At 65.4% G+C, this 14,466-nt stretch carries 18 protein-coding genes; 12 read left to right on the plus strand and 6 right to left on the minus strand.

The window, feature by feature from the left end; translation table 11 throughout:
* The first annotated feature begins 4 nt into the window (after positions 1–4).
* The 8 genes from EBS_RS00100 to EBS_RS00130 all read left to right on the plus strand — a co-directional run bounded on the left by EBS_RS00100 (position 5) and on the right by EBS_RS00130 (position 7,163).
* Entirely contained in the window at positions 5–244 is a 240-nt protein-coding gene (locus EBS_RS00100; RefSeq protein ID WP_043106737.1) for a sulfurtransferase TusA family protein, read from the plus strand.
* Positions 241–1,398 carry a cation diffusion facilitator family transporter gene (locus tag EBS_RS00105; protein ID WP_043106738.1) on the plus strand — a complete coding sequence of 386 codons (1,158 nt, stop codon included), beginning with the start codon at positions 241–243 and terminating at the stop codon, positions 1,396–1,398. The genes EBS_RS00100 and EBS_RS00105 overlap by 4 nt, the downstream gene beginning before the upstream one ends.
* A 291-nt stretch (positions 1,399–1,689) precedes the next feature.
* The gene (gene glnA / locus EBS_RS00110) at positions 1,690–3,099 is read left to right on the plus strand and encodes a glutamate--ammonia ligase (protein WP_043106739.1); all 1,410 of its coding nucleotides are present in this window, start codon (positions 1,690–1,692) and stop codon (positions 3,097–3,099) included.
* Positions 3,100–3,300: 201 nt separating this feature from the next.
* Positions 3,301–3,567: a DUF4124 domain-containing protein gene (locus EBS_RS14910; protein ID WP_081999731.1), complete on the plus strand. Its 267-nt coding sequence runs from the start codon at positions 3,301–3,303 to the stop codon at positions 3,565–3,567.
* Positions 3,506–3,952 (plus strand): hypothetical protein, encoded by a 447-nt coding sequence (locus tag EBS_RS13785; protein ID WP_043106740.1) that lies wholly within the window; start codon positions 3,506–3,508, stop codon positions 3,950–3,952. Before EBS_RS14910 ends, EBS_RS13785 begins: the two co-directional genes overlap by 62 nt.
* 216 nt (positions 3,953–4,168) lie before the next feature.
* The gene (glnL, locus tag EBS_RS00120; protein WP_043106741.1) at positions 4,169–5,248 is read left to right on the plus strand and encodes a nitrogen regulation protein NR(II); all 1,080 of its coding nucleotides are present in this window, start codon (positions 4,169–4,171) and stop codon (positions 5,246–5,248) included.
* A 1-nt stretch (position 5,249) separates the two neighbouring features.
* Positions 5,250–6,668 (plus strand): nitrogen regulation protein NR(I), encoded by a 1,419-nt coding sequence (gene ntrC, locus EBS_RS00125; RefSeq protein WP_043106742.1) that lies wholly within the window; start codon positions 5,250–5,252, stop codon positions 6,666–6,668.
* Positions 6,669–6,758: 90 nt separating this feature from the next.
* On the plus strand, positions 6,759–7,163 hold the full coding sequence (locus tag EBS_RS00130) for a hypothetical protein (RefSeq protein WP_171816151.1): 405 nt from the start codon (positions 6,759–6,761) through the stop codon (positions 7,161–7,163).
* A gap of 22 nt (positions 7,164–7,185) precedes the next feature.
* Here the strand turns inward: EBS_RS00130 and EBS_RS00135 are convergent, their stop codons facing one another.
* The 5 genes from EBS_RS00135 to EBS_RS00155 all read right to left on the minus strand — a co-directional run bounded on the left by EBS_RS00135 (position 7,186) and on the right by EBS_RS00155 (position 11,527).
* Positions 7,186–8,445: an HDOD domain-containing protein gene (locus tag EBS_RS00135; RefSeq protein ID WP_081999732.1), complete on the minus strand. Its 1,260-nt coding sequence runs from the start codon at positions 8,443–8,445 to the stop codon at positions 7,186–7,188.
* 146 nt (positions 8,446–8,591) lie between these two features.
* Complete coding sequence (locus EBS_RS00140; RefSeq protein WP_043106746.1) at positions 8,592–9,413, minus strand: HDOD domain-containing protein; 822 nt, start codon at positions 9,411–9,413, stop codon at positions 8,592–8,594.
* The gene (locus EBS_RS00145; RefSeq protein WP_043106747.1) at positions 9,398–9,838 is read right to left on the minus strand and encodes a cyclic nucleotide-binding domain-containing protein; all 441 of its coding nucleotides are present in this window, start codon (positions 9,836–9,838) and stop codon (positions 9,398–9,400) included. Before EBS_RS00145 ends, EBS_RS00140 begins: the two co-directional genes overlap by 16 nt.
* Positions 9,839–9,961: 123 nt before the next feature.
* On the minus strand, positions 9,962–10,183 hold the full coding sequence (locus tag EBS_RS00150; RefSeq protein WP_043106749.1) for a hypothetical protein: 222 nt from the start codon (positions 10,181–10,183) through the stop codon (positions 9,962–9,964).
* 378 nt (positions 10,184–10,561) lie between these two features.
* Positions 10,562–11,527 (minus strand): dihydroorotate dehydrogenase, encoded by a 966-nt coding sequence (locus EBS_RS00155; protein WP_043106750.1) that lies wholly within the window; start codon positions 11,525–11,527, stop codon positions 10,562–10,564.
* Between the two features lie 17 nt (positions 11,528–11,544).
* On the opposite strand from EBS_RS00155, the gene trmL reads away from it, so the two are divergent.
* Positions 11,545–12,015 (plus strand): tRNA (uridine(34)/cytosine(34)/5-carboxymethylaminomethyluridine(34)-2'-O)-methyltransferase TrmL, encoded by a 471-nt coding sequence (trmL, locus tag EBS_RS00160; protein WP_043106751.1) that lies wholly within the window; start codon positions 11,545–11,547, stop codon positions 12,013–12,015.
* Positions 12,016–12,070: 55 nt separating this feature from the next.
* Here the strand turns inward: trmL and EBS_RS14120 are convergent, their stop codons facing one another.
* Entirely contained in the window at positions 12,071–12,238 is a 168-nt protein-coding gene (locus EBS_RS14120) for a hypothetical protein (RefSeq protein ID WP_171816152.1), read from the minus strand.
* Positions 12,239–12,428: 190 nt separating this feature from the next.
* Here EBS_RS14120 and lptM point away from each other — a divergent pair, with 190 nt between their 5' ends.
* The 3 genes from lptM to EBS_RS00170 are packed head-to-tail and all read left to right on the plus strand — an operon-like array spanning position 12,429 to position 14,465.
* Positions 12,429–12,539, plus strand: a complete 111-nt coding sequence (lptM, locus tag EBS_RS13345) for an LPS translocon maturation chaperone LptM (protein WP_081999734.1) — start codon at positions 12,429–12,431, stop codon at positions 12,537–12,539.
* Position 12,540: 1 nt separating this feature from the next.
* On the plus strand, positions 12,541–13,788 hold the full coding sequence (lysA, locus tag EBS_RS00165; protein ID WP_043106752.1) for a diaminopimelate decarboxylase: 1,248 nt from the start codon (positions 12,541–12,543) through the stop codon (positions 13,786–13,788).
* The gene (locus EBS_RS00170; protein WP_043106753.1) at positions 13,788–14,465 is read left to right on the plus strand and encodes a class I SAM-dependent methyltransferase; all 678 of its coding nucleotides are present in this window, start codon (positions 13,788–13,790) and stop codon (positions 14,463–14,465) included. The genes lysA and EBS_RS00170 overlap by 1 nt, the downstream gene beginning before the upstream one ends.
* Position 14,466: the final 1 nt, after the last annotated feature.

The following is a 14,466-nucleotide window of genomic DNA, read 5'->3' on the forward strand; positions in this document are numbered from 1 at the left end:
CGCCATGTCCCAACGCCATGTCCTCGATTGCCACCGCCTACTCTGTCCCCTGCCCGTGATCCGGGTGCAGGATCGGGTGGCGCAGCTTGCCCCCGGCGACGAGCTCGAGGCGGTGTGCACCGACTCCGGTGCGCTCAGCGACATTCCGGCCTGGTGCCGGCTCAACGGCCACCAGGTGCTCGAGACCCGCGAGAACGACGGTGAATACGTGGTGGTGCTGCGTGTAGGGGGCGACCCGGCATGAACGGTGTGACCACACCCATGCTCGAGGAGCGCACCCGGGCCAGCCAGCGGGTCACCCTGGTTGGTGCGGTGATCAACCTGCTGCTCTCCGTGCTCAAGCTGGTGGCCGGCTGGCTGGCGGGATCCGCGGCCCTGGTCGCCGACGGCATCCATTCACTGTCCGATCTGGTGTCCGATGCCCTGGTCTGGTTCGCGGCGCACCATGCCGCACAGGAACCCGACGAGGAACACCCTTACGGTCATGGCCGCTTCGAGACGGCGGCCACCCTGGGCCTGGGGATCCTGCTCGGCCTGGTGGCCCTGGGGATCGTCTGGGACGCGGTGCAACGCGTCTCCAAGGGCGACTATCCCTCGCCTGGTGCACTGGCGGCGGTGTGGGCGGCGGCGATCTCCATACTCGCGAAGGAGGCGTTGTACTGGTACACCATCCTCACCGCGCGCCGGGTGAACTCCAGGATGCTGGCGGCCAACGCATGGCATCACCGCAGCGATGCGATCTCCTCGATCGTGGTGCTGCTCGGTATCCTCGGCGCAATGGCCGGCTGGCCCTACCTGGACGCGGTGGCCGCGGTGGTGGTCGGCGCCATGGTGGCCAAGATCGGCTGGGACCTGGGCTGGGAGGCCATGCAGGAGCTGGTGGACGCCGCGCTGGACCCCGAACAGGTGCGTGCGGCCGAAGTCGCGATCTGCTCGGTGGACGGGGTACGCTCCATCCACATGCTGCGCACCCGCCGGCAAGGGCACCAGGCCGCGGCGGATGTGCACGTGCAGGTGGATCCCCGGCTCTCGGTATCCGAGGGGCACATGATCAGCATCGCCGTGGAAGAGCGCCTGAAGGAGGCCGTCGAGGCGATCAACGACGTGACCGTGCACATCGACCCGGAAAACGACGAGGTCGGCCCGCCCTGCTGTAATCTGCCCCTGCGCAGCGAAGCGTTGCGCCTGCTGCGAGGCTACTGGCCCGATCTGCCCGAGGGACATGACATCGTGTTGCACTATCTGTCGGGCCGGATAGACGTGGACCTCGAGCTGCCCCTCGCTCGTTGTGACCGGGACGAGGCGGTGGCGCTGCGTGAGTACCTGCAACAGGCTCTCGAAGTCGATCCCCGTTTCGGGGATGTGCATGTCAAGTACCGCCTGGATGCACCAGAATAGCGCGTTCCTGTCGCATTGGCACCATAACGGTGCGACTATCGCCGAGGTCGGGCGCGGAGGCGACGAAAATGCCCTGCCATGGGCATGCCATTTCGTGCCGGATCCTCTATAGTTCGCAGCCATATCGGCAACGATGACCGGCTGCAGGGGTTGTTGCCGCAAAGCATCCGTCTGGTGGCATATTGTTTGCCTTTATACTGAACACCCTGTCGGTCTTGCACCGATCAGGACCGGAATTTTGAACAGGCTGCCTGAAGACAGCCTTCCCCTAACCTTCTTGGAGAGATCGAGATGGCCGCAAAAAACGTCCTGAAGATGATCAAGGACAATGACGTCAAGTACGTCGATTTCCGTTTCACCGATACCCGCGGCAAGGAGCAGCACGTCACCGTGCCTGCTTCCACCATTGACGAGGACCTGTTCGAGGATGGCAAGATGTTCGACGGTTCCTCCATCGCCGGCTGGAAGGGTATCAATGAGTCCGACATGATCCTGATGCCGGATGCGGATACTGCCGTGATGGACCCGTTCACCGACGAGTCCACCATGATCCTGCGCTGCGACATCCTCGAGCCCTCCACCATGGAAGGCTACGAGCGGGATCCGCGCTCGGTGGCCAAGCGCGCCGAAGCCTACCTGAAGTCCACCGGCATTGCCGACACCGCCTACTTCGGTCCCGAGCCGGAGTTCTTCGTGCTCGACGACGTGCGCTGGAGCGTGACCATGGCCGGCTCCATGGTGCAGATCGATTCCGAAGAGGCCGAGTGGAACTCGGAGAAGGTCTACGAGGACGGCAACATCGGTCACCGTCCGGGTGTCAAGGGTGGCTACTTCCCGGTGCCGCCGGTCGATTCCCTGCACGACCTGCGTTCGGCCATGTGTGACGCCCTCGAGGAGATGGGCGTGACCGTCGAGGTGCACCACCACGAGGTGGCCACCGCCGGTCAATGCGAGATCGGCACCCAGTTCAACACCCTGGTCAAGCGCGCTGACTGGAATCAGATCCTCAAGTACTGCGTGCACAACGTCGCCCATGCCTACGGCAAGACCGCGACCTTCATGCCCAAGCCCATCGTGGGCGACAACGGCTCCGGCATGCACGTCCACCAGTCGCTGGCAAAGGACGGCGAGAACATCTTCGCCGGTGACCAGTACGGCGGCCTGAGCGAGACCGCGCTGTACTACATCGGCGGTATCATCAAGCACGCCCGTGCGCTGAATGCGTTCACCAACGCCTCGACCAACTCCTACAAGCGCCTGGTGCCTGGCTTCGAGGCCCCGGTGATGCTGGCCTACTCGGCCCGTAACCGCTCCGCCTCCATTCGTATTCCCTGGGTCGCCAGCCCCAAGGCACGCCGCATCGAGGTGCGCTTTCCCGACCCGACCGCCAACCCCTACCTGGCCTTCTCGGCCATGATGATGGCCGGTCTGGACGGTATCCAGAACAAGATCCACCCGGGCGACGCCGCCGACAAGGATCTCTACGACCTGCCGCCGGAAGAGGCAGCAGCCATCCCGACCGTGTGCCACAGCCTGGATCAGGCCCTGGAGGCCCTGGACGCCGACCGTGACTTCCTGAAGGCCGGTGGTGTGTTCACCGACGACCTGATCGACGGCTACATCGAGCTGAAGATGGAGGAGGTCACGCAACTGCGCATGACCACCCACCCGATCGAGTTCGATCTGTACTACAGCCTGTAAGCCAGGCACCCGTACACGGGTCGTAGCAGGCCCGCAGCCGTCAGGCTGCGGGCCTTTTTCGTGGTGTGGTGGTGTCATCGTTCGCGACGGAGGCGCCGCTCCCATGTGCAGGAGGCCCGTCCCCGGGCCGAATGCCCGCCGTCTCCGGGGACAAACGGTCTGCCGCTTGGCAGTGGGCGGGGACTGCTCTATGCTCGGAGCATGTCCAGGTATTCCCTCCTGTTGCTGCTCCTCCTGCCGTGGTCCGCGCAGGCGGTGATCTGCAAGTCGGTGGACGCCAAGGGTGGGGTCGCCTATTCCGATGTGCCGGCAGCCGAATGCAAGCATCCGGTCAGGTTGCCGGAGGTCTCCCGTTACGCACCGCCCCCTGTCGGCGCCGAGCCGCCGGCCGATAATGGCACGACCAATGTCGCGGTATACCGAGATGCGCATCGAGCAGCCGGCCGCCGGTGGCACGGTACGCAGTAACGAGGGCAAGGTTCCGGTGGCGACCCTGGGCTCCACCCTCACAGGGGTCTCTCCAGGCACCCACAGCCTGGGGGCTCGCATCGTGGACGCGGCGGGGCGCGTGCTGTATTCGACCGGATCCATCCCCTTCACCCTGCATCGCGAGGCGAAGGAGACGACCATTCCCACGACACCGCCAGAAGGTGCCTACCAGCCACGTTACGTCCCTCCGTCGAACGGCAAGACGGATTTTCAGCCGACCAATCCCGTACAGCCGTTCAAGCCCAGCCCCGAGAAACCCGACTACTCTTCCCAATCGCAACCGGATTACGCACCCAGCACCACACCCATCCCGCCGTCGTCGGGCACGACCCACCCCGCCTTTGCCCCCAACTATCGCCCATGAGACATGCACCATTCTGGTGCATGTCCGTTCGCAAAGTGTCAGAATCGGAGCCGGACGTGGTGACGTGCCCCGGCCGTTCCATGAACCGTCATTGCAGGGGCTGATGGCGCTGGATTCAGGGTCATGAGCCGTTCAGGATGTCCTCGTTACGCCAGGCCGGATCGCAGCACAGCCCGTGCTGGCCACGGTGGCCCGAAACTTGCTCTCTCTTTGCATATGAACGCCGTCCCCTGTCCCGAGACCCGCATTCTCGACAACCTGGTCACCGGAGTCCTGGTCTTCGACTCGGAAGGCCGGGTGCTGTATCTGAACCAGATGGCCGAGGCCATGCTGGGCCTGAGCGCACGCCACGTGATCGGGCAGCGGCCGGAGCCCCATATCTGCTGCGACGGTCAACCGCTCATCGATCTGGTCGGCAGCGCGCGTGAGGGCGAGGTGATCGGCAAGCGTGGCGCCACCCTGGTGCGTGCCGACCGTGAGCTGATCACCGTGGATTGCACCATTACTCACGCGCCCGAGGAACCGCCGCGCACCATTGTGGAACTGCAGCAGGTGGACCGGCAGTTACGTATACGTCGCGAGAACCAGCTCATCACCCAGCAGGCGGCAACCCGGGACCTGTTGCGTGGTCTGGCACACGAGATCAAGAACCCCCTGGGTGGCCTGCGCGGGGCAGCACAGCTGCTGGCAGCCGAGTTGCCCGAGCCGGGACTCGAGGAGTACACCCGCATCATCATCGAGGAGGCCGACCGCCTGAAGTCCCTGGTCGATGCCCTGCTGGGACCGAACCGCCGACCCGAGTATCGGCCGGTGAATATCCACCAGGTCCTCGAGCGGGTACGCAGCCTGGTCCTGGCCGAGGCCGGTGACCGCGAGCTGGTGATCGAGCGTGACTACGATCCCAGCATCCCCGAGCTGATCGGTGATGCCGACCAGCTCATCCAGGCCGTGCTCAACATCGTGCGCAACGCCGTACAGGCGCTGCAAGGCGTCGAGCGCCCGCGTATTCGTCTGAAGACGCGTATTGCACGAAATTTCACCATCGGCGCGGTACGTCACCGCCTGGTGGCCCGTGTGGAGATCCGTGACAACGGACCGGGCATCCCCGAGGCCATTGCCGACACCCTGTTCCTGCCGATGGTCACCTCCGGCAGCGGCACGGGCCTGGGCCTGTCCATTGCCCAGTCACTGATCACCCAGCACAGGGGGCTGGTGGAATGCAGCAGCCGGCCGGGAGAGACCGTATTCACCCTGTTGCTGCCCTTGCCCGGCAACCGCAATGCGCAGGAGGCTTGAGATGAACACCCCGAACACCGTCTGGGTTATCGACGACGACCGTTCCATCCGCTGGGTACTCGAGAAGGCCCTGCAGAAGGCCGGTATGACGGTGCGCAGCTTCGAGCGCGCCGATGGTGTGCTCGAGGCCCTGGAGCGGGAGAAACCCGACGCCATTCTCTCCGACATCCGCATGCCCGGCATGGACGGCATCGCCCTGCTGGAACAGATTCAGGCGCGTCACCCCGAGATTCCGGTGATCATCATGACCGCGCATTCCGATCTCGACAGCGCCGTGTCCGCCTACCACAGCGGTGCCTTCGAATACCTGCCCAAGCCGTTCGATGTCACCGAGGCGGTCGATCAGGTCAGGCGCGCCTGCCGCCTGCGTCGAGAGCGCCTGGCCGATGCCAGCAGCAGCGAGGAGAGCGGCGCCGAGATCATCGGCGAGGCCCCGGCCATGCAGGAGGTGTTTCGCGCCATCGGTCGCCTGGCGCGCTCCAATATCACCGTACTCATCAATGGCGAGTCGGGCACCGGCAAGGAGCTGGTGGCACATGCACTGCACCATCACAGCCCGCGCGCGAGTGGCCCCTTCATTGCGCTGAACATGGCTGCCATCCCGCACGATCTGCTCGAGTCCGAACTGTTCGGCCACGAGAAGGGGGCCTTTACAGGAGCGCAGGCACGCCGCCCCGGGCGTTTCGAGCAGGCGAATGGAGGCACCCTGTTCCTCGACGAGATCGGCGATATGCCCTTCGAGTTACAGACCCGCCTGCTGCGGGTGTTGGCCGATGGCGAGTTCTACCGCGTGGGTGGGCACGAGCTGGTGAAGGTCGATGTGCGCATCATCGCCGCCACGCACCAGGACCTGGAGCGCCTGGTCGCCGAGGGGCGTTTTCGTGAAGACCTGTTCCACCGTCTCAATGTCATCCGTATCCACATCCCGGCCCTGCGCGAGCGACGCGAGGACATCCCCCTGCTGATGCGGCACTTCCTCAAGCAGGCGGCACGTGAGCTCGATGTCGAGGCCAAGCGCCTGCTGCCGGAGACCGAGGCCCTGTTGCGCAGGCTCGACTGGCCGGGCAATGTGCGCCAGCTCGAGAACACCGCGCGCTGGCTCACGGTGATGGCCTCGGGCCGCGAGATCCACCCCGACGATCTGCCGCCCGAACTGCGCGAGGCCACGTCCCAGGCCCCTGGCGGCGGCGATTGGCAGGACGCCTTGCGTGCCTGGGCCCGTGCCGAACTGGCCAGCGGTCGCCGCGATCTGCTCGAAGAGGCCCTGCCGGCCTTCGAAACGGTGATGATCCGCGTCGCCCTGGAGCAGACGGGGGGGCGGCGCCAGGAGGCGGCGCGCCTGCTGGGCTGGGGCCGCAACACCCTCACGCGCAAGATCAAGGAGTTGGGTCTGGAAGAGGATCTGAAGGACGCCAGCTGAGCCCCCAACCCGGGGGAATGCAGCGGAATCACCGCGGCCGGCGACCCTATAATGCGCGCAGCATCTCTGTCTCAATCACGAGGGGAATCCATGGACAGCACCAGTATCGACCTGGTTGGGTCGAAGATCAGCCAGGTGAAGATCGAGGGTGACACCGTGGCCATCCGTTTCGAACCGGCCTATCTCATCAAGACCATGACCGGCTCGGTGGAGCGTACCCGCTGGTGGCAGAATGGCTGGCTGGTGTTCGAGGGCGCCGAGTTGGAGGACAGCGCGGTGCTCGATGCCCTGCCGGCCGAGTGCGCCGGGGGAGATGTGGGCGAGAACATCTACACCTACCGTGACATGTTGCCGGTGCCGTTGGAGAGTCATGGACAGGCGCATTGCGCGTTGAAGCTGGCCGGCAGCGAGCACCTGTTGAAGGTGAACGCAGCGGCGGTGCGTCTCGACCTGGAAGACGTCGCCAGGTACATCGAGCACATCCGTCCCGAATAGGGCCGGCGGGCAAGCTTCCCGCTCAGCCTTCCAGAATATGGTTGGCGCCATTCAGTGCGCCGTTGGCCGCTTCCATGATCCGCAGACTGATCTCCGGCGGCGCGTCGCGCAGGCCGAGCCGCGCCACAGCGGGCATCTCGTCCAGCGAAGGGCCCTGGAGCAGGGCGCCCTGGCCGATGTCGGCATGGCGGTCGGCGACGATCACCACGTCGGCATAATCCGCGGGTCCGTTGTGATCGCGCATGGGATCCAGGGCATCGTGCAGCGCATGGCGCAACTGAAATCCGAGAGGCCACATCGAGGCGATCAGCCGCGTGACCTCGTTGGCGTATTCGTCGATGGCCTGTTTCAGGCTCCGGGCGTCGATCTTGCGGTCGGTGCGATTGACATAGGTGAGCAGCACCGGTACCCCCAGGCGATGCAGCAGGCCGGCGCTGGCGGCCACATCGGGATCCAGGCGTTCACCGAGACGGGCCAGCACATAGGCGATCGCCGAGACGCGCAGGCTGCGTTCCCACCAGCTGCGCATGGCCGCCAGGATGGCGGGGGTGCGGGAGCGCAGCGTCTCGCGCAGTACGCAGCTGAACACGATCGAGATGGTCCTCTCGTACCCGAGTTGGCGCACTGCCTGGCCGACGTGATCGATGCGGTCCCTGCCTGTCGCGTGGTTGGCGGCGCGGATCAGCTTGGCCGAGAGTACCGGTTCCACCATCAGTGCCTGGGCGATCTGCTCCGGATCGTTCTCCATGTCCAGGATGGCGCGTCCGATCATGGCGCCAACTTCCGGTGGTGACTCCATGGCCAGGCGATCGGCCTCCAGATCGGACAGGATGCTACTGATGAAGAGCGTCTCCGAGCTGCTGTTCAGGAGGGTCTCGCTTTCCTCGACCAGGTAGTTCTCGTCCACGATGATCGAGGACGCACGCTCGAATTGCAGCAGGTCTTCGAGAAGCTGATTGGACACCCGGATGTACTTGACCGGCGTGCGAGCGGTTACCCGGTAGAGCGATGGCCGCAGGCGGCTGATGGGCATGCGCGCCGCCGGGTCGTCGGCGGAGATGATCCGGGTATGGCCATCGCTGGCGCGCAGTTCAACCTCTCCTTCCAGCAGGTACAGGGTGGTATTTTCGGTGCTGCCGAGTTCCAGCAGGCGGGTGCCGGCCTTGGCCGTGCTTATCCTGAGTTGTCGCGCCAAGTCTTCACGCTCGACCGGGCTGAGGGCCTGGAAGCGCTGAAAATGGGCGAGCACGCTGGGGCTGGGGTGGATTCCTGGTTCAGGCATGAGCGTCCTTGTACTCCTCGTGGCCCGCTGGAAAACGCGATGGTCATCACGGATCACGTTTTTCCGTAATCTTATTGAACCACAAGCCCTCTCGAGCAGAGTGGATTTACATGTAGGAATTTTCTGAAAGTTGTCGTTTTCCCGACTCAGTCACCGAGCAGTTCCAGCAGATCAAGCACTTCGCGTCGTGCCTCTTCGAGCAAGCCGGCGAGTGCGCCGGGCGAACAGTCCGGCAATTGCAGGCGCTCGCAGGCGGCCGTCACCCTGGGTGTATCGGTAGCCGGCGAATCGAGTCGGCTGACCGCGATCAGCAGGAGGTCGCCGTATTCGCTGGCGGTTTCGGTGTCTGCCTGGGTCAGGGCCTCGGTGGCGGCCACCAGGGTGTACTGAAACTCCCAGCGCGACAGGATGGTGGTGGTGAGGCGTGGCCCCAGCCGGCGGAGCAGGCCATCCAGGCGGACGGCGTCCTCGATCAGTTCCGGGAAGTCCCGCGCGTAGGCGAGGAGCGCCACCTCGCCGAGGTTGTGTACCAGGCCGACCAGCAAGGCGATTTCAGGGTTCAGGCCAGAACAACGTTGGGCCAGGACGTGGCAGACGGCCGCCACCTGGCGGGCGCGTCCCCAGCATTGCTGCATGCGCCGGGCCAGCGAGGGGGCATGGCAGCGAAACAGTTCACGCAAGGCGAAGGAGACTACCAGCCGGTGGGTCGTCTCCAGTCCGATGCGGGCGATCGCTTCCGGCAGGGTGGCAATCGGCTGTGTGCCCCCGTAGCGGGCACTGTTGGCGACGCGGATCAGTTTGGCGGTGATGGCGGGATCGTTCTCGATCACATGGGCCACCCGACCGGCATCGGCCAGTTCGTGTTGCACGGCCTGGCCCACGCGGATTGCCACATCGGGCAGGCTGGGCAGCAGCAGTTGCTGGCTGTTGAGGTCTTCGTAGAGCTGGTAGGTCAGCTGATCTTCCACTTCGTCGCCGCCAGTAGGTGCCGGTTCGATGATTTCGTGGACCTGATGGTGGGCGGTGTCTCTGGCGGCTGTCCTGCCGCCACCGCATCGGCAGGGAGCGTCACGTAGGTGACCGGGGTTTTCGCCACCACGCGATAGCGGCTGGGACGCAGACGGGCGATGGGTACTTGTCCCGAAGGCTCGTCGTGGCGGATGTGCCGGGTGCCGCCGTCCGCGGCTTGCAGCTCGATCTCGCCCTCGAGCAGGTACAGCAGGTGGTCGTCGGTCTCGCCCAGATCGAGCAGGACACTGCCCCGGGGAGCGTGTTGCAAGGGGGTGACGGCCGCCAGCGCGGCGAGGGCCTCGGGCTCCAGCCGGTCGAGCAGTTGCAGACGCGCAAGCTGGGTGGTCGTGGGATGGGTGTCGGGGATGACGGTTTGCAGCATGGTGCCGGGACCTTGGGACTCTTCCTGTTTCGTCTAGCGACCATGACGCTGCAAACTTGAACTCCCGGACACGAAAAAACCCGCCATAGGCGGGTCTTTTTCAGGCGAAATGCCCGGGGCCGATCAGGGCTCGGAACCCACGATCTGGTGCGACAGCTCCACCACGCGCATGGCCTTTTCCATGTACACCTGGCGGTAGTCCTTCAGCAGACCGTCCTTGCTTGCCCAGTAGTCCTTGCCGGAAATGCCCCCGTCGTGCTCGCGCTCGATGAACTTCTTCTGCAGCTCGAGCATTTCGTTGATGAGCTTTTCCTTTTCGGCCTTCAGTGCTTCCACGTCGCTCATTGTGGATCTCCTGAACGTCGTTGCATGCCGTGACCGGGATTGATCACGGAGCGCGAATATAACACGACGCTGATATTCGACAAACCTGCCCGGATGGGATAGTTCCGGGGGGGTGCCGTTATACGGTGGTGTGTCTGGACGGATCCTGCGCCATTTTGTAGCCAAACCAGACCGATAAACTCCGTTGAAAAGCACAATTGAGTCAAACTACAGATGAGCCACCATTGTCGAGGGAGAGGTTCTCTGTGACTTTTGACACGCCAAAACTCGTAAAACGCGCTCCGCTCCGGCAAGTCGGCCCCGCATTGCGGGCTGCCGCGCAGCGGCGCTTGTGTCCGGCCGTGTCAAATGATTGCGCGAAAAGGATTGAACGCCCGTTCAGCAGCCGCAACCCCGTACCGGCGGTTCGTTGAGCCTCAGCGCACCGGTGAGCCGGGAGACCGACTCCAGCCCGTGGCGATCCAGGTAGTCGAGGATGCCCTGGTTGATCTTCGGCAGGATCAGCGGGTCGTAGAACAGGGCGGTACCCACACCCACCGCGGTGGCGCCGGCGAGCAGGAACTCGATGGCATCCGAGGCAGAGGTCACCCCGCCCTGGCCGATGATGGGCACCCCGTGTTCGCGCGCCACCTGGTAGACCTGGTGGGTCTTGAGCACGGCCACCGGCTTGATCGCCGGGCCGGACAGCCCGCCCTGGTTGTTGCCGATGAAGGGGGTACGCGACTCGATGTCGATGGCCATGCCCATCAGGGTGTTGATCACCGCGAAGGCATCGGTCCCGGCCTCGATGCAGCGCCGTGCGTTCTCGGCGATATCGGTCTGGTTGGGCGAGAGCTTGGTGATCAGCGGCTTGCTCGTCGCCTTGCGGCAGGCCTCGACCACCCGCGCCGACATGGCCGGATCGTTGCCGAAGGCCACGCCCCCTTCCTTGACGTTGGGACAGGAGATGTTGATCTCGATCGCGTCGATGGGCGAGTCGTCGAAGCGTTCGGTGACCGCGATGTACTCCTCGATGGTCGAGCCCGAAACGTTGGCGATGAAGCGGGTTTCCGAAAAATCCAGGGTGGGCAGGATCTCGTCCACCACCCGGTCCACCCCGGGGTTCTGCAGGCCGATGGCATTGAGCATGCCACCCGGGGTTTCGTACACCCGGTGCGGCACGTTACCCGGGCGCGGGCTGCCGGTGGTGCCCTTCAGGCAGACCGCGCCGGCATCCCGGTTGGAGAAGCCGGCAACCCGCGTGTACTCTTCGCCGAAGCCCACGCAGCCCGAGAGCAGCACCAGCGGGGTGGCAAAGTCCAGGCCGCAGAAATCGACGTGCAGGCGAGGGTCGGGGGTGGTCATCAGCGGGGTGTCCTCGAGTGTTTCACGTGGTTCTGTATCAACCGGAGATTCCGCCCAACACGGGCAACATCATCCGCCTGTGCGCCAACACCGGCGCGCGCCTGCACCTGGTCGGACCGCTCGGATTCGAACTGGACGACCGGCGCCTGCGGCGTGCGGGGCTGGACTATCACGAGTATGCCGAGGTGGTGCAGTATCCCCGGCTGGACGACTTCCTGCAACGGGTGCGGCCGGCTCGGCTGTTCGCCCTGAGTACCCGCGGCGAGGAGCGTTTCGACGCGCCGGCCTATTGTCCGGGCGATGCCTTCCTGTTCGGTCCCGAGACACGCGGCCTGCCCGATGCGGTGCTCGACGGCGTGCCCGCGGAACACCGCTTGCGCCTTCCCATGCGCCCGGGACAGCGCAGTCTGAACCTGTCGAATGCGGTGGCGGTGATGCTGTTCGAGGCGTGGCGTCAGCAGGGTTTCGTGGGGGCGGCGGAGGAATAGCGTGATGAACATCCCGCCCGGACCGGGTGGGATGGGGCGAGCTGATTTCTCGGTTTCAGGCGGGTTTCCCCGTCTCGATACGATCGACCCAGCAGGCCATGCAGAACAGCACCCGGGGGCGTACGCGCTTGCGCAGTGCCTCGGGCATCTGCCGATTGGGCAGGCAGACCATCACGCGGTTGCGGAAGCGGAAGGAGAAGGTGCGGCGGATGGCCTTGAGCATGGTGGGGACCCTGAGGTTGGTTTTAATCATTAGAACATTCTAATATTCAGAGGTCAATGTCCTGACCTGGCACCATCTCTTCCGCCGGGGGCTGGGTCTCCTGTACGGGAAGCCAGGCTTCCTGTGCGCAATCACCGTCGAAGCTTCCTCTATAATTCGGCTTTCGTTCAATCTTTCACGGATCGCCGCCATGCGCCTGTTGTCCCTCCTGTTGCTGAGCCTCGTGCTGCTGAGTGCCTGTGGCCAGCGCGGACCCCTGTACCTGCCCGACCGTACGGACGCCCCCCAGGAGGCGCGCTGAGATGGACCACTTCGCGTACCGCGACGGCGAGCTGCATGCCGAAGAGGTCCCCTTGCGCGCGATCGCCGAGTGCCATGGGACCCCGGCCTACGTGTATTCCCGCGCTACCCTGGAACGTCACTGGCGCGCCTTCGACGCGGCCTTTGCCGACCGGCCACACCTGGTCTGCTACGCGGTGAAGGCCAATTCCAACCTGGCGGTGCTGAACGTGCTGGCGCGCCTGGGTTCGGGTTTCGACATCGTCTCGGTGGGCGAGCTGGAGCGGGTGCTGGCCGCGGGCGGCGATCCGGACCGGGTGGTGTTCTCCGGCGTGGGCAAGCGCGCCGACGAGATGGCGCGCGCGCTGGAGGTCGGCATCCGCTGCTTCAACATTGAGTCGGTCTCCGAGCTGGCGCGCCTGGAAGCCGTTGCCGCGGCGCACGGGGTACAGGCCCCGGTGGCGCTGCGTGTCAACCCGGACGTGGATGCGAAGACCCACCCCTATATCTCCACCGGCCTGCGCGAGAACAAGTTCGGCATCGACATCGCACAGGCCGGGGACATCTATCGGCGCGTCGCCGACAGCGCCTACCTGGAGGTCTCGGGCATCGATTGCCACATCGGCTCGCAGCTCACCGAGCTGTCGCCCTTTCTCGACGCCCTCGACCGCGTGCTGGAGTTGCTGGGACGCCTGCGCGATGCCGGTATCGCCATCGACCACCTGGATCTGGGCGGCGGTCTCGGGGCGCGCTATCGCGACGAGACCCCGCCCGAGCCCGGCGACTATGCCGCGGCGCTGGCACAGCGCCTGGGTGATCTCGATTGCGAGCTGTTCGTCGAGCCGGGGCGCGCCATTGCCGCCAACGCGGGCGTGCTGCTCACGTGTGTCGAATACCTCAAGCGCACCGAGGCACGAAACTTCGCCATCGTGGATGCGGCCATGAACGACCTGCTGCGCCCCGCGCTGTACCAGGCGTGGCAGGAAATCGTCACCGTGGAACAGCACCCCGAGGGCGAGACCGACACCTGGGACCTGGTCGGCCCGGTGTGCGAGACCGGCGACTTCCTGGGCAAGGACCGCCGGCTCACCCTGCGCGAGGGCAGCTTGCTGGCGGTGCGTTCGGCCGGTGCCTATGGCTTCACCATGGCCTCCAACTACAACAGCCGGCCGCGCCCGCCGGAGCTGCTGGTCGATGGCGAACGGGTGCATGTCGCGCGCCCGCGCGAGACGCTCGACGACCTGTTCGGGCGCGAGGCCGTGCTCCCCTGATGCAGCGCGTGCCCGAACCCGAGGAGCTGATGGATGACCCGGCGCAGGCCGCCGCCTATGCCGGGGCCGATTTCAGCGAGGCCAACGAGTTGTTCATCCGCCTGTTGCGGCAACTGGTGCCGCAGGGCCTGCGCGGACGTGCACTGGACCTGGGCTGCGGTCCGGCCGACATTCCCATCGCGCTGTTGCGCGAGTACCCGGCGCTGCGTATCGACGCGATCGACGGCGCGCCGTCGATGCTCGAACAGGCTCGCCAGCGCCTGGCGCTGCACCCTGGGGTGGGCGAGCGCCTGCATCTCTCCTGCCAGCGCATTCCCAGCGCCGAACTGCCCGCCGGCGGTTACGATTGCGTGATGAGCAACAGCCTGTTGCATCACCTGCGCGAGCTCGGGGATCTGTGGCTGAACATCGCGCACTGCGCGGCGCGCGGCGCGGCCGTGCTGGTGATGGACCTGGCGCGCCCGGAGTCCCCCCTGGCGCTGGATGCCCTGGTCGAGACCTATGCCCTGAATGCGCCGGAGATCCTGCGCCGCGATTTCCGCAACTCGCTTTGCGCGGCCTGGACGGTGGACGAAGTGCGGGAACAGATTGCCGAGCTCGGCCTGCGCGGGCTGGAGGTGAGCATGGTCAGCGACCGGCACTGGGCGGCGCGCGGCCATCTGGCCGGAGCGGACTGAG

It is taken from the genome of endosymbiont of unidentified scaly snail isolate Monju (assembly GCF_000801295.1).
Lineage (GTDB): Bacteria > Pseudomonadota > Gammaproteobacteria > Chromatiales > Chromatiaceae > MONJU.

Excerpts from the sequence above, each read along its gene's own strand:
- EBS_RS00170 (WP_043106753.1), top strand. The coding sequence starts at position 13,788 with ATGCAGCGCGTGCCCGAACCCGAGGAGCTGATGGATGACCCGGCGCAG.
- EBS_RS00150 (WP_043106749.1), bottom strand. The coding sequence starts at position 10,183 with ATGAGCGACGTGGAAGCACTGAAGGCCGAAAAGGAAAAGCTCATCAAC.
- lysA (WP_043106752.1), top strand. The coding sequence starts at position 12,541 with ATGGACCACTTCGCGTACCGCGACGGCGAGCTGCATGCCGAAGAGGTC.
- EBS_RS14120 (WP_171816152.1), bottom strand. The coding sequence starts at position 12,238 with ATGCTCAAGGCCATCCGCCGCACCTTCTCCTTCCGCTTCCGCAACCGC.
- ntrC (WP_043106742.1), top strand. The coding sequence starts at position 5,250 with ATGAACACCCCGAACACCGTCTGGGTTATCGACGACGACCGTTCCATC.
- EBS_RS00130 (WP_171816151.1), top strand. The coding sequence starts at position 6,759 with ATGGACAGCACCAGTATCGACCTGGTTGGGTCGAAGATCAGCCAGGTG.
- lptM (WP_081999734.1), top strand. The coding sequence starts at position 12,429 with ATGCGCCTGTTGTCCCTCCTGTTGCTGAGCCTCGTGCTGCTGAGTGCC.
- EBS_RS00155 (WP_043106750.1), bottom strand. The coding sequence starts at position 11,527 with ATGACCACCCCCGACCCTCGCCTGCACGTCGATTTCTGCGGCCTGGAC.
- glnL (WP_043106741.1), top strand. The coding sequence starts at position 4,169 with ATGAACGCCGTCCCCTGTCCCGAGACCCGCATTCTCGACAACCTGGTC.
- EBS_RS00100 (WP_043106737.1), top strand. The coding sequence starts at position 5 with ATGTCCCAACGCCATGTCCTCGATTGCCACCGCCTACTCTGTCCCCTG.
- EBS_RS00145 (WP_043106747.1), bottom strand. The coding sequence starts at position 9,838 with ATGCTGCAAACCGTCATCCCCGACACCCATCCCACGACCACCCAGCTT.
- EBS_RS00105 (WP_043106738.1), top strand. The coding sequence starts at position 241 with ATGAACGGTGTGACCACACCCATGCTCGAGGAGCGCACCCGGGCCAGC.
- EBS_RS14910 (WP_081999731.1), top strand. The coding sequence starts at position 3,301 with ATGTCCAGGTATTCCCTCCTGTTGCTGCTCCTCCTGCCGTGGTCCGCG.
- glnA (WP_043106739.1), top strand. The coding sequence starts at position 1,690 with ATGGCCGCAAAAAACGTCCTGAAGATGATCAAGGACAATGACGTCAAG.
- EBS_RS00135 (WP_081999732.1), bottom strand. The coding sequence starts at position 8,445 with ATGCCTGAACCAGGAATCCACCCCAGCCCCAGCGTGCTCGCCCATTTT.
- EBS_RS13785 (WP_043106740.1), top strand. The coding sequence starts at position 3,506 with ATGTCGCGGTATACCGAGATGCGCATCGAGCAGCCGGCCGCCGGTGGC.